A 23198-nucleotide genomic window follows, 5' to 3' on the forward strand; every position below is an offset into this window, starting at 1 on the left:
TTTATTGAGGTCATCAAGCTCACCTAATCGAGATTATATGAAGACCGATTTTTAACAAAAAAGATTGAAGATAGCCACAGTACATATTCCGGAGTAAATTGACCTCATGATTCCGGCACTTTGCACTGGTGTATATGCGCAATTCCATTGAGTTATCGCATGCCATTCCGGCAGATGTTGCCCCCCCTAATAAGATTTAGATGGATTTATTCCGGATCATACTGACCCCTCAAAAATAATATGGGGTCTAATTCCGGAGCATCTTGACCCCCTTGGTTATTTTGATTTATTTGGGATAAGATTTTTAAGAGTTATTCCAATGGCCGGTAAATCAAGACCCATGAGTCAGATAAAACAATTGATAAGATTGAAACAGCAAGGCTATGCCATAAAAGCGATAGCACGTTGTTTATCACTGAGTAAGAACACCGTAAAGACCTATCTTTTCAAGATCGGTCAGGCAAAGCTCAACATGAACGAGCTGCTGGAACTGGAGGATCCGATTCTCGACGGGCTTCTGAATGCCGGTAATCCAGCCTATCGTGATGCCCGGTTTGAGGATTTCAAAGAGCGGCTTTCCTATTTTCAGCAAGAACTCGGCCGTCCCGGTGTTACCCGTAAACTTCTTTGGGAAGAATATAAGCAGAGCGTGTCGGACGGCTATGAACTTTCACAGTTCTGTTTCCACCTGGGGCAATATCTCAAAGTACAGAAGCGCAGCTCGATGGTCATGGAACATACGCCAGCAGATAAACTTTATATCGACTTTTCCGGCAAGAAGCTTCATTTTATCGATGGTAATACCGGTGAGATCATAAATTGTGAGATATTTGTGGCCTGTCTTCCTTTTTCCAATTATTGTTATGCCACAGCTGTGCCGAGCCAGAAGACACCCGACTTTTTGGACGCGCTGGATAAATGTATACAGTTTCTTGGCGGGGTGCCAAGATGTATCGTTCCGGACAATCTTAAGTCTGCGGTTATAAAAAGTGACAGGTACGAACCGGAAATCAACCGCTGTATGGAAGATCTGGCCAATCATTACGGTACTGTTATCGTTCCTGCACGCGCTGGAAAGCCCAGGGACAAGAGTGCCGTAGAAAACCATGTAAAGATCATTTATACGCAGGTATTTGCCAAACTTCGAAACAGGAGCTTTTTCTCATTATCAGCCCTCAACAGCGCCGCTGAAGACTGTGTATTGAAGCTGAACCAGACGCGTATGCAGAACAGGAGTTATTGTCGGCAGGAACGGTTCCTCAGCTGTGAAAAACATCTTCTGTTACCATTACCCGAGCATCGCTTTGCACTAAAATATTATGCGGAGCTTAAGATCGGTGAAAACGGGCACGTCTATCTTGGCAGGGACAGACACTTCTATAGTGCCCCGAGTTGCTATATCGGAAAGAAAGCACAGGTTATCTACACCAAGAATCTCGTGCACATCTTTGTTGGAGGAAAACAGGTTGCCCTGCATCAGAGGAGCCCAAAAAACGGAATGCCTACACCACCCTGGAGGAACATCTGGATGCCAGGTACCGTGAGTTCAGAAAAAGGAACCCTGCCCATTACCTTACAAGAGCAAATGCCATATCTCCGGTATTCAGTGAACTGGTACAGATGATCTTTGACCAGAAACGCCATCCTGAACAGCTTTACAGGACATGTGACGGACTGTTCAGGCTTCAAAGGACCTACAGCGACCTGTTTATAAAGGCCTGCCAGGTGGCTATTACTCATCGCCAGCTACGGTATAAGTTTGTTGAAGGCCTTTTAATAACCGGCATGGTAAACTTTCCGGAGCACCAGGGCGCACAGATCGAAAAAAAACTTCCCCTTCATGAAAATATCAGGAACCGGGGGTATTATTCATAACATAAAAATCAATTACAGTGAACATTGAACACAACATGAAAAGTCTCCGGCTATTGGGCATGGAGCGTAGCTGGAAAGCGCTGGTGGAAACCCGTCGTATGACAGAACTTAACTTTGAGGATGGGTTGCAGCTGCTCTTGCAGTCGGAGCTGGACAGCCGGGAAGAAAAACGGTTTGACAGACTAAAAAAGAATGCTGCCTTTCGCTATCAGGCATCGGTTGAGGAGCTCAATATGGATCCCAAACGCGGTATGGACAAAGCCCAGATCGCTGACCTAATTACTGGCGGGTACATTGAAAGAGGTGAGCCGCTACTGATATCGGGCGCGACGGGGTGCGGAAAAAGCTTTCTGGCCTCAGCCCTTGGTTTAAAAGCATGCTCACAGGGAAAAAAGGTCTTATACTTCAATCTACAGAAGCTGCTCCAGCGAACCAAGATTGCCAGACTGGAAGGATCAATGCACAAACTTCTGGACAGGATTGCAAAAGCTGACCTGCTGATCCTGGATGACTTTGGTCTTGTAAATCTAGACCAGCAGCAAAGGCTGGACCTGATGGAAATTATTGAAGATAGGCATGCCAGATCATCGACCATTATAGCCAGTCAGCTTCCCGTAGCAAGCTGGTATGATGTGATTGGGGAAGATACAATCGCCGACTCTGTATTGGACCGGATTGTACATACTTCACACCGAATTGAACTTAAGGGTGAAAGTCTAAGAAAAAAAAGGTAATATTGTCAGGCTATTGGTAAAAATCCCCCAGATAACCAAAATCAGAGGGGTCAGTATCGCCGGAAAGGGGTCAACATCACCGGAATATGCAACTGTCATTTCCCAGCGATGATGCCGTACTGAAATCTGTATATTTGGCTTTGAGAGAAATCTCTAAAAAAAGTGGACGATGCCTATTCAGAATAGGGGTATTATCCTAAGTCAGTTTTTAACTTTATTTGAAAAAAGAGTCCAGTTATAAGGAACATAACTGAACTCCGTATTTTTATTTACACACTTAGTGGGACAGTCCCACTTTATAAGTGTATGATTGAACATTGATTCACGTATCCATCCTAATAAGTACATCATTTAGGTCAAATTTGTGTTTAATTTTGTTGATATTGTAATCTCCCATATTTATTCTATTTGAGCTTCCGTCTCGAAACACCAACAGCGTTACTAGGATTAATTTTATTTAAACTTTTATAAAAATCATATAAATTACTATCTATACTTTCTATATATTTTAAAAATTCCTTATTTTTTACAGCATCGACCAGACTATTATACTTTTCTTTCATCCATAAAAATTTTACACGAAGGTCTGCTCTACTTGGAGTCTTTGAAATATTCATTCCATATCTAATTTTACTTGCTAATGTATCTATGTACTTAGGAAAATCGTAATCTGGGTCATCAAGTTCTGCTTGGGCTTTTCTAAAATAGTCAATGAAATACATACCATCTAAATCCTTCTCTAACAACGATTCTACGAATTCTATTTCATCGTCAGAAGAATGGTGCTCGGATTTTGCTTGACCTGCCAAATCTATTATAGATCTATCCAAAATTATTCTAGGATAGTTTGCTGCTTTAGATTCAAGGAGATACGCTTCTACCAAAGCAGGCCCAAACAAATATCTATCCGAATGAATAAATTTTCCATAAGAAATAGCTCCTCTACATAAAACACCTTTATCAATTAATCTCATTACCATCCATTTCACTTCTAGTAATGTATAAAAAATTTCACTTCTCTCTTTAGCTAAAAAGGAGATAACAATACTATCGGAAAACGTAGTTATTTTTTTTGACCCCTCTGGTAAACTTTTTAAATATTTGTCATTTGGAGCGTCGAGATTCCAAACATCTCTGATCGCATTGTAAGCATCAATTACTGTATTAATGCCCTCAGAATTATCAGTTCCGTCTTTATTAACCGTACTTCCGAGTAAATCTTTAAATCCTAAAAGATCGATAAACACTACGATTCTATCTTCGTATTCCATAATTTATAAACTTCGTATTAACTTCGTCTTGTAATATATAATTATTTATAATTTCAAATTATATTATTTAGGATTTTACACTACAAAATCTCCTTCAAGCCCAACTCCTTTTAAAAAACCATTATGCTTATCTGTAGCCCCTTTTATTCGTTGATCTATTTTGCCTAATTTATCATTCACTTCCTTCAAGTCAATCAGCTCTTCTGCCACAGATGTGCTAACATACCGGGAAATATTGAGGTTATACCCATTCTTCTCGATCTCTTCCATCGGTATACGACGAGCATAGCGTTCCACTTTTTCAGGGCGATTGATATAGGTTTCCACTATCGTCCGTATATCATTAGGTTCGCCATTTTCACCTTCGCGCAAGCGATTTTGGCGCTTGTCCTTAGCATAACGTTCGCTAGCATTGATAAACAGAACATCCTCGTTCTTCTTACACTTCTTCAATACGAGAATGCACACAGGTATACCAGTAGAGAAAAACAGGTTAGACGGTAAACCAATCACCGCATCAATATGATTATCCTTTAATAGCTTGGTACGAATACGTTCCTCCGCTCCTCCTCGGAACAAAACACCATGTGGAAGGATAATGGCCATCGTCCCCTCTTTCGACAAGAAGTGAAAACCGTGTAATAGAAAAGCAAAATCAGCGGCTGACTTCGGTGCTAGACCATGGCTCTTGAAACGGAAGTCCTCTGCAAGGGCCTCATTCGGTTCCCAACGCAAGCTAAATGGTGGATTGGCAACAATTGCATCAAATTCCATTTTCTTGGCAGGGTTCATCTCATTCAATAAATCCCATTCATTCAACAATGTATCGCCATGGTAAATTTCAAACTCTGTATCTTTAACCCCATGCAAAAGCATATTCATTCGTGCAAGGTTATAAGTTGTGATATTCTTTTCCTGCCCGTATATCTTGCCGATACTTCCTTCTTTCTTTGGCCCCTTGATCTTCTCACGCACATTGAGTAACAATGAACCAGATCCGCAGGCAAAGTCCAATACGTTGTCTAGCTTTTTCTTCTTACCCTTTGTAGGGTCCTGACTATCTAAAGCAACTATTTCAGAGAGGATGGTTGAAATCGGCTGTGGTGTATAGAATTCTCCTGCTTTCTTACCAGAGCCTGCCGCAAACTCGCCTATTAGATACTCATATGCATCTCCTAAAGTATCAGAATCACTGGAGAAGTCAGCAATACCTTCTGCTATACGCGTAATAATCGTACAAAGGCGTTTATTGCGGTCAGCGGCTGTTTTACCAAGCTTCTCCGAATTCAGGTTGATTTCAGAAAACAACCCCTGAAACGTGCTATCGAAAGATTCATTTTCGATGTATCGAAACCCCTGTTCAAGTGTTTGTAGCAATTCATTATCCTGTGTACGTGCCAACTCGTAGATATTTCCCCAAAGGTGATCCGGCTGAATTACATAATGCACCTTACGGCGCATTTGCTTTTCAAATTCCTCCACATCAACTCTATTTTGTTCGTACCAGATCGATAATGGGTGTCGGGTATCGTCCTCTTCTGTTTGCGGATAATCCTTTCCTAATTCCTTCCTTACTGCTGTCTCATAATTATCCGACAGATAGCGTAGAAAAAGAAAAGAGAGCATATAATCGCGAAAATCATCCGCGTTCATTGAACCTCTTAATTGATCCGCTATATTCCAAAGGGTTTTACCCAGCTGTTGTTGTTCCTTGTGTGTCATCTTGACTTTGTACTGTTTCTTCAACCAACATTTCCGGTAATTCAAATTGATATTTATCCAAAAATGCTTGTAATATTTTAATAAAAAGTTCTTTTGTATCGGGTCCCATTTCCTGTGGTTCGTATATGGAATACTTACCATGGCTAAGCAAATTCAGTGCACGTGAATATAGCACCTCATCCTCGATACCATGTATGCATTTGGAGAAATCATCATGACCAAAAAAGGTCGCTGTTTTCTCCAGAATGCCACGGAGCATATTGAAATGATAGGTATTGACTTTGCCGCTTTCCATTACGTGCTTTAATTCACTTAATATAGCGACATGATGAAAGAATGGAGTATCATCCGTAGCACGGAGGGTATGCCCATCACTACCGTTTTTGAGCCAAAAAGTGTCTTTTGCATTTTTGCTGTTTCAATTCGTTGCACATCACGTTGAAAAATAGGGCATGATGTGAAGAAATAACTACTTTAATTTTATCTTTTCCCTTTTTGAGTACTTGAGCTAGATCACTTGCTACAGCAATAGCATTGTTATCGTCCAAAGAGGATATTGGATCGTCTATATAAATATATTTAACCCAGTCATAAGCTTCTGCACCATCAATTGCTAACTCGCAAATCGAAAGGAATAAGCACCAAATAAAGATGTTCTCCTCGCCACGTGAAATCTTGATATGCGTCGCATCTCCTTTATTGAACGTTACTGTTAATTCATCATAATCTATCTTAAAATCGAATTCAGCATAGCGCTCAAGATAAGCAAAGATTTTCTCTTCTAAAGCAAGCTCGCGAAGGGCATTAAAGAATTTAGACTGACCATTGATCTTTAGCACACGTTCTTTGTCATTATCCAGGTCATTATCCCATGAGAACAAATCTTCTGTAAAAGCGTTGAAATAAAGCGTGTCCGGTCCTGTACTGCCTTTTCGTTTCTTTCCCCGTTCCTTAAACTCCATCGACAGACGTGTTTTCCCAGTACCATTATAGGCGTACAACAACACAAAATGGTTCTCGTTGAGATCATCTCTCAACCTTATAGCCAGCTTGTCCAGAGTTTTATAGTGCAGTATTTTGGATTTTGTAGTCATTGTCTATTCATTAATAGCTGGAAATAATTTCTGCATTATCCCTTTTTTATGAGCTTTTAACTGTTCGATTTTTTCAGATTGTACTGTAATTAAATCGTCAAGTGAGGAAAGGGTGTCGGCGATTTTTTGTTGTTCATGTTTTAACCTAGGATATTTAAGCTTCATATTTTTAAGATCAGAATTGTACAACCTTCTTATAATACCTCCATCAGATGTTTGCCATTTTAATGTTGAATAGCAATGATACAGAAAGCTATTAAGTATTAGTTCTTCTTTGTTCCCTAACCATATAATATTCGAATCTTGAAAATATGCTGGCAAACCATCGTAAACTACTAGTCTCCCAATTGTTCCCGACGCAGAAATTAGAATATCTCCCACTTTTGGAAAAGAATATTTACTTTTAAATTCTTCGTATAATTTAAAAGGAATAAACGAATCAGCATCCTTACCAAATGTTCCGATTTTATAAAATGGAACTCCTCCCTTAGAATAGCTTGTAGTCTGTTCTTTTAGAATACGTTTGCACATTAAAGGTTCTCCAATGCTTCCTAGCCTCGTCTCAGTCCATTCAGCATCTTCTTTAAACTCTGGGAAACGATACTTAGGAACCTGCTCTCCTAGTTGTGGAAAGAGCGTTTGCATCAAACCTTTTTTATGACCTTTGAGTATTTCCAATTTCTCAGTATTTGCCGTTATTACTTCATCCAAAGAAGATAGGCAGTTAGCGATTTTGTTCTGCTCTTCTGGACTAGGCGGAAAAATCATCTTTAAGGTAGAAAATGATGTTTTGTTAATTATTGGAACTGCATGATTTCCTGCTTTTGATGCAATTTTTGACGAATTAATTTCAAGCAATGAATATAAAAAATCACTTGAATATCCTTCATAAGGAATTAACGAATTGATTTGTTGATTAGTAGCACACTCAAACCTATTTTGAGCAATTTTCCCAATTGTTGAGCCAATACAAACAAATAAAACGCTATTTGCTTTGATTGGTCTTGTTTTTGCAAATCCTAAATCGCTTAAAGTAGTCTTGGTGTGTTCAAGATATCTATTACCACCAATATCAGCCGGTGATACAAATAATTTAGTACCGTTGTAGTTTACTGGCTCTTTTGTACTTGGGGTATTACCCGTTATTATATCAGCAACTTCACCTAGCTTCTTCTCCTCCCACTCCCCATCATCTTTAAATTCCGGAAAGCGTAGTTCGGGTATATTTTTATGTTCGTTATCTTTAGTCATTATCCTCTCTTGTTTCAATCAGTTTACGGTTGCGCACAGCAATCATTTCTGCCAGTTCCTCTTCGGTAGGCAGTACCGTTTTGTACTTGGAAGCAAACAGTTGCTTATTCTCTTTTAAAACCGAATATTTGACGATGGTTTCATCCTTCTCTGCACAAAGTATAATACCAATAGTCGGATTATCGTCCTCTCCACGTTTCAGTGCATCAAACATCCTGACGTACATATCCATCTGACCGATATCGCCATGGCTGAGCTTGGTTGTCTTCAGATCAATTACCACAAAACACTTGAGCAGATAGTTGTAGAAAACCAGATCCACATAAAAATGGGAAGTCTCCGTACTGATACGCATCTGACGTTCGACAAAAGAAAATCCTTTTCCAAGTTCAAGCAGAAACTTCTGCAGATTGCTGATCAAAGCTTTTTCTAAAATAGACTCTTTCCCTGTCAGATCTTCGGGCACGTCCAGAAACTCGGCAATATAGGGGTCTTTAATAAAATCCGCTGGATTATATTTCTCCAGACCAGAAAACGTATGCGCTTGCTGGGTAGAAAGTAAGCGACGATAGTAACCGCTCTTGATATTCCGTTCCAACACACGTGAAGTCCAATTTTGCCCTGTGGCCTCCTTGATATAATATTCTCGCTCCGTTGGATCATCAATCCGCATAATTAGGCGGATATTTGTCCAGCTAAGATTCGTTACGCGCTGCGTAACGGATTGTGAATTCTCTACGCGCTGCGTAGAGAATTGGTCAACTTCAGGGAACACTTGGTAGAACTGCCTCATGTTCCACAAATTGGCTTCTGAAAAACCTTTACCTAATGCATCTGACAAATACTTAGAAAGACCTGACACTATGAAATCGCCATAGCCTGCACGGCTATGGCCTTGCTGTTCTTGCTCCACAATACGCTTACCAATCTGCCAATAGGTCTGCACCATAATGGTATTGACCGCACGATAGGCTTGGCTCCGTGCCTGTGTAAGCAAGTCTCTGATTTCGCTATAGAAGTTATGTTCGTTATTCGAAAGTTCCATATTCTAACAAGTTAAGTCTAGTCGTATAGGGGCTATTTCTCGTAAGCAACCAATCCTGCAATTTCTCTGCCTTGTGCCTGTTTGCGGAGCAATGGCAACAGATCTTCCATTAATGCCAACTCCCTGACTCGACGCTCTTTCCAACCAAGTTCCAACGGTTCTAATAGGTCTGTCAATTTCTCGCCATCAAATATCATCCGATCGAGTATGTCATCTACGAAAGCTTTCAGATCAGCTGTTGCCAAACCATGCGTGTGGGCTACGGCAGCTAATTCTTTCTCCTTTTTCTCAATCTTGAATGCATCGTATCCTATGCGGATCTCTTTTTCAGTCATTCCTTGATCGGGACTCAGGGTCCTGATATAGGCGATCATATCTTCTTGCTCTTCCATCAGATTGGTATGGGAACTTAGCAAACTAATCAGCTGCCCCTTGGTCATCTTCTGCCTAGCTGGTTTTTTCTGTGTATAATCGGCAATCAAGCCCATGATATAATCATAGTCAATAATTGCAGATGAAAATAGCACGAACTCAAAATCCAATTGTTGAATTTCCTCCGGTGCATCATCTCCCTCCTGTTCTTGTATTTCCTTGAGCTGCTTTGCTGTCTCTATATACGAACTTCGAAAGGAGCGTAGCCTATCTGCAGGAAGGATGGCTTCGATCTTATTACGTTGCTCCTCGTCCAGATCGGTATACTGATCTAATTGTGTCTTGAGTCGTTGTATCTCTTTGAAATGTTTAATAAAATTAATACGCGCCGTGTCACCACGAAGATTGTAAACTTCTTCGGGTTCTATCGCCAGATTTCCTTTCTCCATAAAATCGCCCAGAGCTGTGACCGCTTTCTGAAATTTTTCGATTACCAGAGGTGCTGGGTCAACTAACCAGATTTCCCGCGCCTTACCTGAATCCTCACCTGAGAATAAAGCAATCGATTCGTCTACGGCATCTTTTTGACCACGAAAATCCAAGATATTACCATAAGGTTTCGTGTCGTTGAGTACACGGTTTGTGCGTGAAAAAGCCTGTATCAAGCCGTGGTGTTTTAGATTCTTATCAACATAAAGCGTGTTGAGATACTTAGAATCAAAACCTGTAAGCAACATATCGACAACGATCACAATATCAATCTTGTTCTCGTGTGAATAGTCGCTGTTGTTATATTTCTGATCTTTGATACGCTTCTGCACATCTTGGTAATAAAGATCAAACTCATTGATGGAATGGTTGGTACCGTACTGTTTGTTGTAATCAGCAATGATAGTCTTTAACGCCTTCTTCTTTTCGTTCGGGTTCTGTTGGTTATCTTCTTTTTCTTGCTCTAGATCTTCTTGTAATTGCCTAATATCTGCGATATTTTTGTTGCTCTTATCCAGTACCTGTACAGGAGGCGAGAAAACACTTGTTATATTTAATGGGATGTAATCTTTATTTTGAGACCTCTTCTCTTTTTGTACTGTTTTGAACAGATGGTAATATTCGATGGCATCATTGATTGATGCCGTTGCAAATACGGCATTAAATTTCCGAGAATTTGTGGCTGCATTGTGTTTCTCCAGGATAGCTTCTACAATTGCCTGTCTGGTAATCGACTCACCAGGTTTAGGATTGCTATTTCCTTGGCCTTTATAATAATCAATATGAAAACGTAATACATTCTTATCGTCGATAGCATGCGTAATCGTATAGGTGGGTAAAGGTTTCTCAAAGATATCTTCGGTTGTTTTATATGATCCCTGTTCACCATCTTTTTTGATATAGGTCGCATTGGCATCGAAGATAGGTGTCCCGGTAAAACCAAAAAGCTGTGCCTTGGGGAAAAATTCTTTGATCGCTTGGTGGTTATCCCCAAACTGTGAACGATGGCACTCATCGAAAATAAAGACGATACGTTTGTTGCTTAAAGGTTGTAAGCGTTCCTTATAATTTTTCTTATTATTTGGATCTAAGGCTATACCTAACTTCTGTATCGTCGTCACAATGACTTTATCAGCCCGGTCTGTAGATAATAAGCGTCGTACCAATGTCTCGGTATTGGTATTTTCCTCCACGCTTCCCTCTTGAAATTTATTAAACTCTTGCCTAGTCTGACGATCGAGATCTTTGCGGTCAACTACAAAAAGACACTTTTCTATGTCCGAATTATCTTTCATCAGCGTAGACGCCTTGAATGAGGTCAATGTCTTGCCGCTACCGGTCGTATGCCAGATATAACCATTACCTCTATTTTGATGTATACAGTCCATGATAGCTTTGACGGCATAAATCTGATAAGGCCGCATGATCAACAACTTCTGCTCACTTTCTACCAGCACCATATACTTGCTGATCATTTCACCGAGAGTACACTTGGAAAGAAACTTTTCTGCAAAAGTATCGAGATGGGTGATCTTTTTATTCTTGTCATCCGCAAATTGATAAACAGGTAGAAACTGCTCGTCAGCATTAAAACTGAAATGTTGGTTTTTATTATTGGCAAAGTAATAGGTATTCGTCTTGTTGCTAACGATAAAAAGCTGCATAAAACAAAGCAAACTATTAGTATAGCCATTGCCTGCATCAGTTTTGTAATCAACAATCTGTTGCATAGCTTTTCGCGGCGTGATCTCCAATGATTTCAATTCTAACTGCACCAATGGCAATCCATTGATCAATAAAATTACATCATAACGGTGATTGCTATTTTCGGTATTGATTCGCAACTGACTGATAACCTCGTAATCATTCTTACACCAATCTTTAATATTGATGAGTGTATAATGCAGTGGTGTACCATCCTCCCGCTGGAAGTAGTTGACTTCACGTAGGCGTTTAGAAGCAACAAAGACATCAGCTGTTACAATTTCGTCACGTATACGAGAAAACTCGGCATCAGTCAGTCGGACGCGGTTAAGTGCTTCGAATTTTTCTCTGAAATTTTTCTCTAGACTGTCCCGGTCACGAATATCAGGACGCAATGTATATTTTAAGTCTGCCAATTTATTAACCAGACCTTCTTCTATCTGTTTTTCTCTCGTCATTTTCAATTCCTAATAAGAATCTATGTTATAAGAATCTATGTTGCAAATCAATAAACCAGCTTGTAAAAATCAGTTTAAGCAGGTAAATATAGCAAGTTTAAACCACAATAGCCTGCTTTACTAAGCTCATAATATACTCTAAGTTTTTGGTGTCTGCGACAATAATTTCATAATCACCATTGCCCCAATGTCCTATGGATGATACATCTCTAGCAAGTTTTTTAGGATCGTCCAAAGTTCCTCTTTTTAGATTAATCCAAATCTTCAAACTTGATTTGAGAATACAAATATCTGTAAAAATCTTACCTTCTTTAGTGAAACCAATTTCCATCTTTTTAGGCTTAATATCTATGTTACTATCCAAATTAAAAATAGATTGTTTGAACGTATCATAAAGCTCCCTCGTAGGATCTGGCTTTCCCTCCAGATGGGTATCCTCTGTATAAACCTTCACTTCATTGGAAATCTTTTCCAATTCAGAATTCGAGGCAGTCTGAATGGTTTTGATTGTAGGCGCGGATTTGGACTTCTTAACAGGATTCACGACAATAATATCGTCCTCATATCGTTTGATCTCCCATAACTCAATCGGAAGATCTCTAAAGTTTGAAGCTTGCTTTTGAAAATCTGTGAATGAGGGTGACACAAAGATCACCTTTGACTGTGACCAATCGACTTCCGAACGCTTAAGATTTTCTTCTTGTGATTCGTTGTATTCTATGATAAACTCAGCTTTATTTTCCAACATAAGATTCAGATAAGAGACTCCTTGGTCTACGACCGAAAAATTACGTTCGCGTTTGTATTCAATGATAACAAAAGACTTATTGTCTTTGTCATAAGCTAACGTATCGAAACGTTGTGCTTTTATTATAAATTCAGACTTAATCAGCTTCAATCCAGTTATCACCTCCAAATTGTTTTCAAAGAGTCGTTGTAAGTCTTTTTCTAACTTAAAAGGCTTTTCTTTTAATACCGATAGTTTATTCTTTGCTTGGGTAAATAATTGCATAAGCTAAGATACGAATATTTTTAGCTACATTCAATTTTACTCAGAACTCCACTTGAGTGAGAATTTCTCTCCTCAATTGTTCTTCATCCAAAATATGCTTAATGAAGTTGTTCGGAAATTCCGAACAACCACTTACAACTAGTCCTTCTCAATTCTTATCTAAATTCTTCCCCTAATCTTACTTAGTTCTTCTTCCAAATTGTTCTTAGTATTAAAACTTAGCTAAACAAAAAAAAGCATATGGGTACCCATAGAACACAAAAAAGCCACATCTCACGAGGTAGCTTCACAACTTATATATTTGTAAGAGATGGCTCCTATTTATACGAATTGATCGATTTGGATACTTTCCAGTTATTGCCCACACGCTCCAAAGTAACTAAATCTGTTTTGGTGAAATCTCCAAATTTCAACGTCACTTTAGCCACCATATAGCCTGTCGATTCCTGGATGATATCTGTGCTTACTGTACAGTTTAGCTTTTCGCCTTTTTGTTTTTTCAGGGATTTAACCACTTCGCTACGGCTGTTAGACTGCGCATTGGTAGCCTGGATCTTTTGATTAAAATCTTCGGCGAATAACTGCTCTACTCCTGCTGATTCTCCCTCTATGGTTACCGCAACATAGTGCGCTAAAGCGAAATCTGCGGTAGAAAGGTTAACGGTTGCTTTTGTTGCTTTTGCTCCTGGTCCTTCTGCTGCCATAGCGAATGTTGATACGGCGATTAAAGCTGCTGCTGCGAATGTTTTTACTAATGCTTTCATAATGTCTTTTTTTATTGTGTTAGTTCTGTTGTTCTTATTTGATGACTCAAAACTACAACACAATAGGCCCCTAGCCTACGGCCTTTAGACCAACGATCTGGAAAACTCGGTGAATGGCGGCAATGAGAAGGTAAACGTATAGCACGAATCCGGTACAGAATACCTGATAAAGTTTTTAGGATTGCCAGCCACATTCAAAAAATAAATGATTAATTTTATTGCCGGGAAAGGCGTCCTATATGCAGGCAGTCAATCACCACGCTGTAATTATACCTATTATTCTTTTATGGAAGATCCAACGACAATTGATGTACCTCAGTCACATCCAAGAAATGCTCTTTTGGCAGGTGTATTTTCTTTAGTTTTTCCTGGCCTAGGGCAGGTCTATAATGGACAGATAAAGAAAGGTATTCTTTATTTTGCCCTAAGTTATCTAATCCCTGCAATTTTTGCTGTCACCCGTTGGGCAACCTCCTTTACCGGCGTGATCATTTTTATGGCGATCGGTATATCATTCCTTTTAGTTATGGTAGTGGATGCTATACTGAATGCAAAAAAACAAAAATTTTATACTCTCAAACCTTACAACAAATGGTATAACTACGTATTGATCGCCATCTTTATCTCCACAATGACCTTTGTGTTTGATATGAAAAAAATGATAGGCATACAATCTTACATTGCTCAAACAACAGCCAATAATCCAACGATTCTGGTAGGCGACTGGATTGTAACAGATACAAAAGCCTATGAAAAAAACACACCTAAAACTGGAGATCTGGTTACGTTTACGAAAGAAGATGGTCAGTTATTCATGTATCGTATAGTTGGTCTACCCAATGACACGATCTCACTTAAAGACAATATTGTATCGATAAATAACAAGCTAAGTAAATCCAAATTTATTGCAGACAGAAATGTAGAAGGTATAAACTTTTCTGAATTGGAAGAGACATTTCCAAATGGACACAGTCATCGCATCTATAAAAGTAAAGAAGAGTTCGATAATGGTATAAAGAATATGAATGATTTCGTTGTTCCGACAGATAGTATTTTTGTATTGGGCGATAGCAGAGATAATGCGCTTGACAGCAGATACATAGGCTGCATCGCTAAGAATCAAATCACGGGAAAGATTAAATTCAGTTATTGGGGTAAGACTGGCTTCAAAAGAATGAATATAAAATTCTGACAGGGACACACGTCACAGATATAAATTCAGAAGAGCCCGAGTATACCTGATTGTCTGTCTTCAAAATGAGATAAGCCACATCTTCCGACCTGGCCTTAATAAATAGATGATTCACTAGTGGTTTGTCTTTCATTACTGGCAAACCACCAGTTAATGGATACTATTTATACAAATTAATCGATTTGGATACTTTCCACTTGTCGCCCTCACGCTCCAAAGTAACTAAGTCTGTTTTCGTAAAGTTCTCAAATTTCAAGGTTACTTTAGCAACCATATAGTCTGCTGATTCCTCGATGATATCAGTGCTTACTGTACAGTTTAGTTTTTCTCCTTTTTGCTTTTTCAATAGTTTAACTATAGCTTCACGGCCGTGGGTTTGTGCATTTGTAGCTTGGATCTTTTGATTAAAATCAGCCGCAAATAACTGCTCTACTCCTGCTGATTCTCCCTCCGTAGTTACCGCCACATAGTGTTCTAAAGCAAAGTCTGCTGTGGAAAGGTTAACGTTTGCTTTTGTTGCTTTTGCTCCTGGCCCTTCTGATGCCATAGCGAAAGTTGATACGGCGATTAAAGCTGCTGCTGCGAATGTTTTTACTAGAGTTTTTTATCGAAATGATTTGTTTTTTGATTGGTGATAAAGCTATCATGAGTACCATTATTTTATAGTGTTAGTTCTGTTGTTCTTATTTGTTGACTCAAAACTACAACACAATAGGCCCCTAGCCTATGGACTTTAGACTAACGCTCAGGAAAACTCGGTGAATGGCGGGAATGGGGAGATGAAAGTTATCGTTCGAATTACCGATTCAATGAAGCTATAGACTCCGAGATAGATAACTCACTTTAAAATTTTTATTATCTTAGAGCATGTGGCCACCGATATCAATTGACAAAATAGGACTTCTTATTTTGCAAGCAGAACTGACAATGGATTATAAAGCTTTAAACCTGTGGAATCTCATCAAAGTAACTCCTCATAAGTGGCGAGAAAAATCATTTGGAGATGAAAGTGGGGGCTTTTGGGTGGTTGCTTTATTTGGAAATCAAATAATTTACTATAATGACATCGAAGAAGGCTTTAATATATCACCGTTTGAAATCTACGGCGTTATTGATCAATACAATTGTAACCAATCTGAATTGACCGTCCCCATTAATTATTTAGTTTCACAGTTAAGTCAAATCCCAGACAAGATTATTTAGGATAATAAAACGTACTAAATAAAAATAGATAAACCATAAAAAAGCCACATCTCACGACGTGGCCTTAATAAACATATTTATTCACTAGTGGTCTACCTTTTTATAATTGACAAACCACCATTTATTGAATACTACTTATACGAATTGATCGATTTGGATACTTTCCAGTCATTACCCACACGCTCCAATGTAACGAGATCAGTCTTGGTGAAGTTGTCAAATTTTAGAGTCACTTTAGCAACCATATAGTCTGACGATTCTTCAAGGATATCAGTGCTTACTGTACAGTTCAGCTTTTCGCCTTTTTGCTTTTTCAATAGTTTGACCACTCCAGTACGGCTGTTAGACTGTGCATTGGAAGATTGGATCTTTTGGCTGAAATCTTCGGCAAATAACTGCTCTACACCTGCTGATTCCCCCTCAGTGGTTACCGCAACATAGTGCGCTAAAGCGAAGTCAGCTGTGGAAAGGTTAACGCTTGCTTTTGTTGCTTTTGCTCCTGGTCCTTCAGCTGCCATAGCAAATGTTGATACTGCGATTAAAGCTGCTGCTGCGAATGTTTTTACTAGCGTTCTCATAATGTCTTTATTTTATAGTGTTAGTTCTGTTGTTCTTATTTGTTGACTCAAAACTACAACACAATACGCTCCTAGCCTATCGGCATTAGACTAACGATCGGGAAAACTCGGTGAGTGGCGGAAATAGGGAGGTAAAAAGAGAAAGTTTTTTGCTATCTTATAGCAACCCATTAGAAATATATCTTTTATGCAATATTATTTAAGATCTTTTTGGAAAAGTATCCTCGATTTCAATTGGAAGTTTGGGTTATTTCTAATTCTAATAATTTGTGTGCCAAGATTTATTATGGTGCTCCATGCTAACCAATATGCCGATTATCGTTTTATTGGTTTAATAATGCTGGTATCATTTATTGTTCCTTTCATATTCTTAAATGAAAAAGGAATTAAGGCTATTGGCTGGAACAAACCTAAAAGTTATAAGTGGTTATCCATAGCTTTTATTAGCGGTTGCTTGTATGCTTACCTGTTATTCCTCTTGGGTAAATCCCTTTATCAGGACAGCTATCAAAACTGGTATGTATATATCTCAAAGTCCTATAAGATTCCCAAAGATTTAACGATAGAGGGAAAAAGGCAAATGTTCTTCATCATGGCTGGCACAGGAATGTTATTTAGCCCTTTTGGCGAAGAACTTTATTTTAGAGGGATAGTTCATGAAACCTTTGTTTCGAGATTCGGAAATCGTGGAGCATCAATACTAGATAGTTCGGCGTTTGCCTTAACCCATATCGCACATTTTGGATTAATATACCTGCTCGACGGCTGGCATCTTCTTTTTATACCTACTGTCATATGGTGTTTTTCGATGTATTTTGTAAGCAGACTGTTTTACTTCTTCAAAGTGAAATCAGGAGCCATTTGGGGCGCAATAATTTGCCATTCAGCTTTTAACCTTAGTATGATTTATTGTATATTTTACCAGTTATAATAGAAAAAAGCCAGTTCTCGCGACCTGGCCTTTAAACTAAACTTAAACATATGATTCACTAGTTGTCTGCTACCGAGCAGACAACTAATTATTAAATACTATTTATACGAATTGATCGATTTGGATACTTTCCAGTCATTCCCCACACGCTCCAAGGTAACTAAATCTGTTTTGGTGAAGTTCTCAAATTTCAACGTTACTTTAGCGACCATATAATCTGCAGATTCCTCAATGATATCGGTGCTTACTGTGCAGTTCAGTTTCTCTCCTTTTTGCTTTTTCAATAGTTTAACTACGGCACTACGGCTGTTAGACTGTGCATTGGTAGCTTGGATCTTTTGATTGAAATCTTCTGCAAATAACTGCTCCACTCCTGCTGATTCGCCCGCAGTTGTTACCGCAACATAGTGCTCTAAAGCGAAATCTGCTGTAGAAAGGTTGACGTTTGCTTTTGTTGCTTTTGAACCAGGTCCTTCAGCTGCCATAGCAAATGTAGATACTGCGATTAAAGCTGCTGCTGCGAATGTTTTTACTAGTGTTTTCATAATGTCTTTATTTTATTGTGTTAGTTTTTAGTTCTTATTTGTTGACTCAAAACTACAACACAATAGGCCTCTAGCCTACCAGCTTTAGACTAACGATCGGGAAAACTCGGTGAATGGCGGGAATGGGGAGGGGAAGTATGCTTCGTATCAGATTCGTACCATGTTCGAGTCATCAACAGATAATGTACAGACACCCAGCAGAACTTGTCCAGTCTCTGAACGGGAAATTAATGCCTGTAGCAGTACGGAAATACGTGGGTTTGCGCTAGAGGAATTACCGACATACGATATTTTGCCGCAAATTTACTTAAATTCGGCTATCATTTTAATGTTACCAATCATGAAAGATCATCAACATATATCAATCGATAAACGAATGAGCGCAACTGATTTTGAAATTTTAGGCATGAATGGAATGATTTCGAGATCATTCATCAATTTAGCTATAAGCAACTTTGCGGAAGCTTGTAAATGGGTGGAAAAACTCGATTATAGACGTAATAATAATAAAAGCAATGAACTGATCGTGTTTGATGAGTTATGCGGAACTTGCAGTACAAAACATGCACTATTAAAAAGATTGGCGGATGAAAATAGGGAAAGCAGCCTGAGGCTTGTATTAGGCATTTTTACCATGAATAGTAAAAATACTCCTGCGATAAAAGGCCTTCTATCCAACTATGATTTAAAATATATTCCAGAAGCTCACAATTATCTGCGAAATCATAATCAGATCTTGGACTTTACTGGCATCGGTGTTAATGTAAACGAATTTGAGCTGGACCTTTTAGAAGAAATCGAAATCACCCCCGACCAAATTACTGACTTTAAAGTGCAATATCACAAAGATTACTTATCGCGCTGGATCGAGATCAATAAGATTCCATACACTTTAGATGAGCTCTGGGAAATAAGGGAGCAATGTATTGAGGCTATAGCACAGAAATAAAAGATTATTAAGTTCATATCTATAACTAAGCTAATTATACCATCTATTTGTTGGTGCCATTTTGCGCTTAAATAAAGCCTACCGCATATAGAGGATAGCGACACTATTCCGGATGAGTTTAAAAAATTCTGGAATATAGAACAAGAAAGCGCATTGCAGGAATTAATCAAAACTGAGAACCTGTTAGAAGAAGATACCGAAAAGCTAATTGAAAACTATCTTTTTACCGAGCGTGAGCCACTTCGTAAAGAAGTTCTTTCTTTTCGCGCCGACGGAAGACCTAGCGTTCTAAAATCCAAAGAGATTGGTGATCGTATCTTAAATAAGATTGTTGGGTTTGTGGACACCTTCGTTAATGGGATAACGGGGCTATAGTAAAAGCCTTAGCTTAAAGTAAAAAAGTGTGATCAATAACACCAAAAAATGTTAATACAAGTATAATAAAAAGAACTATGGCATTATATAAATTAAAGGCACCTAGGCAATTTGGCGATATGCCAAAAGGCTATGAATTTCAAGTTGTCTCAGCCACTATACCTACACCTAATGCGAAGGATGTTGAAAAAGAAATAGCAAGATTAGGATTTAATAGACAAGCCCAGGGATATAGAAGTCCTGGCAATTTTGAAGTAAAGAAGATAAGTTAGGGAGTTAAATATTACACGAGTGATATATTCAAAAAAATTAAATCGCTATTTTCAGAAAGGATCTTATTTATAATAAAGAGGAATTTTATGACCACCTTATCAAATTATAATATAAAAAAAGGGAACCGTTTCACGAGTTCCCTAAAATCTTTTACTTGATTACGTTTCTACAAGAGAAAGAGGCTTTAACAAGTCTATATGGATCAAATATAAGAATAATTTTTAACAACACCAAATATTATGAAAATAGAATTGAGAAATAAGTATTTATCAAGACCTAGATACAACAGATATCTCATCGCTACAGCAAATAATAAGATAAAAGCAAAACGACTTTACAACGCAAATATTCGACTAGCACAGGCATTTCATCCACTATTAAGCCAATTTGAAGTTGTATTGAGAAATAAGCTAAATATAGTTTTAACATCGCATTTCAATGACCCCGACTGGATTATCACGCAGAAAAATGGATTTATGAGACATCAATCCTTAAGAAACTCACATTATTTTTTAAAAACTTGTATACAGAAATCTGAACATAAACTCAATCGTAGAGGAATTCCAATAACAAACGGTAAAATCATATCTGATCAAACATTTGGATTTTGGTTGGCTTTTTTCCTTCCACATCACTATACATTAGTAAATGGGCAGCCAATACATGTTTTCATACATAAACCAGCTTTAGAAAATAGAGCAAGTATTTATGACAAACTAGACAAGATAAAAAATTTCAGAAATAGGGTAAATCACTGTGAACCAATCTGTTTTTCAGGGCACAATATTGATTGTTCGTATCCGGCCTATGAACTACAGGTCTGCTGATTTTTTGAAGTTCTGAGGATATAGATCCTTTAAGTTTTTATGGTTTATTGACATGATGTTTTCCAAGGTATGCTTTAACCACTGGAAAGGGTTCACCTCATGCTTTTTACAGCTAGCAAAGAATGAGTAGATCATCGCCGCACGCTGTGCTGCTTCATGGCTTCCTGCGAAGAGGTAGTTTTTCGTCCCAGTGCAACGGGGCGAATGGCATTCTCGATAAGATTATTGTCTATGTGCAGATTTCCATCATACAGGTATGCTGATAGCGCATCCCATCTAGCGTATGCATACGCCATAGCTTTACCGATCTGACTTTTAGGCAATGTGCTTTTTATCTCTTCAAAGATCCATTTGCCCAGCTCAGCCAATACATAGATTTTCGTGTTTGGCTTTCCGCTCAATGGCATAAAGCTTCTGGATCATTAGCAATGCCTTTTCAGCTCTTGCTTTATCATTATCCAATGCTTTTTCAAACTCACGGCGTGCGTGCGCCCAACAGGACTAGCAGTGCAGGCACTTCCTTCTTTTTGCCATACTTTTCGTACTATTAAGCCAATTTGAAGTTGTATTGAGAAATAAGCTAAATATAGTTTTAACATCGCATTTCAATGACCCCGACTGGATTATCACGCAGAAAAATGGATTTATGAGACATCAATCCTTAAGAAACTCACATTATTTTTTAAAAACTTGTATACAGAAATCTGAACATAAACTCAATCGTAGAGGAATTCCAATAACAAACGGTAAAATCATATCTGATCAAACATTTGGATTTTGGTTGGCTTTTTTCCTTCCACATCACTATACATTAGTAAATGGGCAGCCAATACATGTTTTCATACATAAACCAGCTTTAGAAAATAGAGCAAGTATTTATGACAAACTAGACAAGATAAAAAATTTCAGAAATAGGGTAAATCACTGTGAACCAATCTGTTTTTCAGGGCACAATATTGATTGTTCACTTGCATTAGACATTCGGACAAAATTGTATGATCTTATAAATTGGATAGATCCTAATCTAACTCCATTTTTCAGGAATATCGATAATATTCAGAGTAATGTCAATAAAGTGATGAAAATATAAATTAAAAACTAACCTATTCAAAAAGACTTATTTGATATTTTCTTTTACAATACTAAGCTTTATTGATTTCCATAAATTATGAACACTTTAGATTCTACGACTTTCTTACTACCTCAAATCCACGGCCGCTCAATTTTTAACAGGGTGATTCCGACAGTTAATTATTTGGAGCGTACTTTTAAATCACTAGAACAAAATGGTTGGTTTTATACTAATTTGAAACCTTGGGAGAAACAAATCATTAAAGGATATGCACTACAAGATGTAATTCATAAATTAAGGGCTGCAAATCAACAATCTAAGGTCTCAATTATACGCGATCAAATATTAAAGCATAGTGCAAATGATCTTGGTACCTACCCCCTCGCAATCTATCTTATTGTTTATTTTATTCAGCAAACTGAGAACAACCAGTATAAATCATTTGTGGAATTTGCACAGAAGCATGGAATCACAGAAAACTTAAATTCAATTTCTGCAATATGGTCATGCGGAACTAAAGATGGGAAATACTTAGGCATCCTTGACGATAGTCTGAATATCATTGATCTTGATTTCTTCCATAGATGGGCGAGCATCACGCCTAGCAGTACGTTCAAGGAAAAATTGAAAATTACAGTGTCAGCTCCTCTATTAAGTAAATCTTCCTATGACAGTCACATAGCTTGCTTTAAAGCCAGTATCAATGAAGCCCCGAGATTCACTGGAGTAAATTCATTGAAATGGTCCGAATATGTTATGGGAAAAGAGTATGATATACCTCAGTTCTTCAATAAGAAATTTGATAGGAATGAGGTATGGGATTATTGCGGAGATAATACAAATACGGATTTAGACGCATTGTTAATCGTATTATCTTGGGGTGGAATGGATCGCATGCATGCGAAAAGCCTATTGGATAATCCAGCGCCTGTATTAGATATTGTAAGGAGATTGAGATCTAAAAAATTTGAATCACGTAAAGAGGCATTCGATTACATACAAGATAAACGTAAACAGGGTCTACTACCGGGTATGGGCATTGGATATTTCACGAAGCTGATCTGTTTCTTACAGCCATCCCTCAAAGGCTATATTATGGATCAATGGTTAGCCAAATCTGTAAATCTACTACTTGGCAGTCCTTTAATACATATTGCTAGCAAAACCTGGGTATCGGACCAAAATACACCCGCTATTTACGAAGACTTTTGTACATATATAGATGGCCTAGCTTCCGAAATTGGAAAATCAGGGTTTGAAACAGAGGAATTCCTATTTTCGATAGGCGGCCGTAAAAAAGGTTTGTGGCGCGGGTATGTTGTGCAGCATTATTAATGTCGCTGTTTTAATAATTTCGATTATGCTTAATTTAGTTACAATATAAGGCTCCGTAATTTTTATATAGCAGATTTCGAAAATGATATTTCTCAAAGAATAATACACTTGACAAAATTTCTATTGT

The 23198-nt window shown here is 38.2% G+C and carries 22 protein-coding genes and 1 pseudogene; 10 read left to right on the forward strand and 13 right to left on the reverse strand.

The annotated features are described in order from the left end of the window. Window positions 1-340: 340 nt before the first annotated feature. Together istA and istB are read left to right on the forward strand one after the other, a co-directional pair. Window positions 341-1624 (forward strand): IS21 family transposase, encoded by a 1284-nt coding sequence (gene istA / locus QE382_RS18795; protein WP_307187273.1) that lies wholly within the window; start codon window positions 341-343, stop codon window positions 1622-1624. Window positions 1625-1892: 268 nt separating this feature from the next. Further along, window positions 1893-2609, forward strand: coding sequence for an IS21-like element helper ATPase IstB (gene istB, locus QE382_RS18800; protein ID WP_307187274.1), 717 nt, complete (start codon window positions 1893-1895; stop codon window positions 2607-2609). A 404-nt stretch (window positions 2610-3013) separates the two neighbouring features. Here the strand turns inward: istB and QE382_RS18805 are convergent, their stop codons facing one another. The 9 genes from QE382_RS18805 to QE382_RS18845 all read right to left on the reverse strand — a co-directional run bounded on the left by QE382_RS18805 (window position 3014) and on the right by QE382_RS18845 (window position 13791). Then, window positions 3014-3880: a hypothetical protein gene (locus QE382_RS18805; RefSeq protein ID WP_307187275.1), complete on the reverse strand. Its 867-nt coding sequence runs from the start codon at window positions 3878-3880 to the stop codon at window positions 3014-3016. 75 nt (window positions 3881-3955) lie between these two features. Next, window positions 3956-5602 (reverse strand): type I restriction-modification system subunit M, encoded by a 1647-nt coding sequence (locus QE382_RS18810; protein ID WP_307187276.1) that lies wholly within the window; start codon window positions 5600-5602, stop codon window positions 3956-3958. Next, window positions 5571-5897, reverse strand: coding sequence for a hypothetical protein (locus QE382_RS18815; protein ID WP_307187277.1), 327 nt, complete (start codon window positions 5895-5897; stop codon window positions 5571-5573). Before QE382_RS18815 ends, QE382_RS18810 begins: the two co-directional genes overlap by 32 nt. A 79-nt stretch (window positions 5898-5976) precedes the next feature. Then, window positions 5977-6696, reverse strand: a complete 720-nt coding sequence (locus QE382_RS18820) for an AAA family ATPase (RefSeq protein ID WP_307187278.1) — start codon at window positions 6694-6696, stop codon at window positions 5977-5979. Between the two features lie 3 nt (window positions 6697-6699). Further along, window positions 6700-7947, reverse strand: a complete 1248-nt coding sequence (locus tag QE382_RS18825; RefSeq protein ID WP_307187279.1) for a restriction endonuclease subunit S — start codon at window positions 7945-7947, stop codon at window positions 6700-6702. Continuing rightward, complete coding sequence (locus QE382_RS18830) at window positions 7940-8992, reverse strand: PDDEXK nuclease domain-containing protein (protein WP_307187280.1); 1053 nt, start codon at window positions 8990-8992, stop codon at window positions 7940-7942. The genes QE382_RS18825 and QE382_RS18830 overlap by 8 nt, the downstream gene beginning before the upstream one ends. 32 nt (window positions 8993-9024) lie before the next feature. Then, the gene (locus QE382_RS18835; RefSeq protein ID WP_307187281.1) at window positions 9025-12015 is read right to left on the reverse strand and encodes a type I restriction endonuclease subunit R; all 2991 of its coding nucleotides are present in this window, start codon (window positions 12013-12015) and stop codon (window positions 9025-9027) included. 97 nt (window positions 12016-12112) lie between these two features. Next, window positions 12113-13027: a DUF5655 domain-containing protein gene (locus QE382_RS18840; RefSeq protein ID WP_307187282.1), complete on the reverse strand. Its 915-nt coding sequence runs from the start codon at window positions 13025-13027 to the stop codon at window positions 12113-12115. 317 nt (window positions 13028-13344) lie between these two features. Beyond that, window positions 13345-13791 carry a nuclear transport factor 2 family protein gene (locus QE382_RS18845; RefSeq protein ID WP_307187283.1) on the reverse strand — a complete coding sequence of 149 codons (447 nt, stop codon included), beginning with the start codon at window positions 13789-13791 and terminating at the stop codon, window positions 13345-13347. A gap of 205 nt (window positions 13792-13996) precedes the next feature. On the opposite strand from QE382_RS18845, the gene lepB reads away from it, so the two are divergent. After that, window positions 13997-14983, forward strand: a complete 987-nt coding sequence (gene lepB, locus QE382_RS18850; protein WP_307187284.1) for a signal peptidase I — start codon at window positions 13997-13999, stop codon at window positions 14981-14983. Between the two features lie 160 nt (window positions 14984-15143). Here the strand turns inward: lepB and QE382_RS18855 are convergent, their stop codons facing one another. Further along, a complete protein-coding gene (locus tag QE382_RS18855; RefSeq protein ID WP_307187285.1) occupies window positions 15144-15530 on the reverse strand; it encodes a nuclear transport factor 2 family protein in 387 nt (128 codons plus the stop codon). A 320-nt stretch (window positions 15531-15850) separates the two neighbouring features. On the opposite strand from QE382_RS18855, the gene QE382_RS18860 reads away from it, so the two are divergent. After that, the gene (locus QE382_RS18860; RefSeq protein ID WP_307187286.1) at window positions 15851-16186 is read left to right on the forward strand and encodes a hypothetical protein; all 336 of its coding nucleotides are present in this window, start codon (window positions 15851-15853) and stop codon (window positions 16184-16186) included. A gap of 131 nt (window positions 16187-16317) precedes the next feature. Here QE382_RS18860 and QE382_RS18865 read toward each other — a convergent pair whose 3' ends face one another. After that, a complete protein-coding gene (locus QE382_RS18865) occupies window positions 16318-16764 on the reverse strand; it encodes a hypothetical protein (protein ID WP_307187287.1) in 447 nt (148 codons plus the stop codon). A gap of 271 nt (window positions 16765-17035) precedes the next feature. Here QE382_RS18865 and QE382_RS18870 point away from each other — a divergent pair, with 271 nt between their 5' ends. Beyond that, window positions 17036-17695, forward strand: coding sequence for a CPBP family intramembrane glutamic endopeptidase (locus QE382_RS18870; protein ID WP_307187288.1), 660 nt, complete (start codon window positions 17036-17038; stop codon window positions 17693-17695). A gap of 98 nt (window positions 17696-17793) precedes the next feature. Here the strand turns inward: QE382_RS18870 and QE382_RS18875 are convergent, their stop codons facing one another. After that, complete coding sequence (locus tag QE382_RS18875) at window positions 17794-18240, reverse strand: nuclear transport factor 2 family protein (RefSeq protein WP_307187289.1); 447 nt, start codon at window positions 18238-18240, stop codon at window positions 17794-17796. Between the two features lie 109 nt (window positions 18241-18349). On the opposite strand from QE382_RS18875, the gene QE382_RS18880 reads away from it, so the two are divergent. The 4 genes from QE382_RS18880 (at window position 18350) to QE382_RS18895 (ending at window position 20664) form a co-directional block, all read left to right on the forward strand. Then, the gene (locus QE382_RS18880) at window positions 18350-19189 is read left to right on the forward strand and encodes a hypothetical protein (RefSeq protein WP_307187290.1); all 840 of its coding nucleotides are present in this window, start codon (window positions 18350-18352) and stop codon (window positions 19187-19189) included. 87 nt (window positions 19190-19276) lie between these two features. Next, the gene (locus tag QE382_RS18885) at window positions 19277-19564 is read left to right on the forward strand and encodes a type I restriction endonuclease subunit R, EcoR124 family (RefSeq protein ID WP_307188041.1); all 288 of its coding nucleotides are present in this window, start codon (window positions 19277-19279) and stop codon (window positions 19562-19564) included. Between the two features lie 77 nt (window positions 19565-19641). Beyond that, on the forward strand, window positions 19642-19836 hold the full coding sequence (locus QE382_RS18890) for a hypothetical protein (protein ID WP_307187291.1): 195 nt from the start codon (window positions 19642-19644) through the stop codon (window positions 19834-19836). Between the two features lie 240 nt (window positions 19837-20076). Next, a complete protein-coding gene (locus tag QE382_RS18895) occupies window positions 20077-20664 on the forward strand; it encodes a hypothetical protein (RefSeq protein ID WP_307187292.1) in 588 nt (195 codons plus the stop codon). On the opposite strand, the pseudogene QE382_RS18900 reads toward QE382_RS18895, so the two are convergent. Beyond that, window positions 20650-21165, reverse strand: a pseudogene (locus QE382_RS18900) (IS66 family transposase); the annotation flags it as partial. The gene QE382_RS18895 and the pseudogene QE382_RS18900 overlap by 15 nt on opposite strands. Before the next feature lie 667 nt (window positions 21166-21832). Here QE382_RS18900 and QE382_RS18905 point away from each other — a divergent pair. After that, entirely contained in the window at window positions 21833-23071 is a 1239-nt protein-coding gene (locus QE382_RS18905; RefSeq protein ID WP_307187293.1) for an 8-oxoguanine DNA glycosylase OGG fold protein, read from the forward strand. Window positions 23072-23198: the final 127 nt, after the last annotated feature.

The organism is Sphingobacterium zeae (assembly GCF_030818895.1).
In the GTDB taxonomy this organism is placed as follows: Bacteria; Bacteroidota; Bacteroidia; order Sphingobacteriales; family Sphingobacteriaceae; genus Sphingobacterium; species Sphingobacterium zeae.